This is a genomic window from Methylobacterium sp. E-065 (genome assembly GCF_022829605.1).
Lineage (GTDB): Bacteria > Pseudomonadota > Alphaproteobacteria > Rhizobiales > Beijerinckiaceae > Methylobacterium.
Genome location: NZ_JAKSYD010000085.1, coordinates 1 through 265, shown reverse-complemented (window position 1 = coordinate 265; position 265 = coordinate 1). Strand labels below are relative to the sequence as shown.

At 63.8% G+C, this 265-nt stretch carries 1 protein-coding gene; it reads right to left on the bottom strand.

All coding sequences use genetic code 11. The features are described from left to right. Positions 1 to 265, bottom strand: a 265-nt coding sequence (locus tag MKK84_RS08840) for an FtsK/SpoIIIE domain-containing protein (RefSeq protein ID WP_279599431.1), incomplete at both ends; no start/stop codon positions are given.

The window sequence follows — 265 nt, the reverse complement described above, 5'->3', positions numbered from 1 at the left end:
TCACGACCGGGGAGAGCAGGTGCGGGATGCCGTCATAGACCGACAGCTCCAGCATCTTGGGATCGACCATGATCAGGCGGCACTCCTCCGGCTTCAGCCGGTAGAGCAGCGACAGGATCATGGTGTTGATCGCCACCGACTTGCCCGAGCCGGTGGTGCCGGCAACGAGCAGATGCGGCATACGCGCGAGGTCGGCGATGATCGGCTCGCCGCCGATGTTCTTGCCCAGGCACAGAGCCAGCTTGTGCTTGCTCTCGGCGAAATC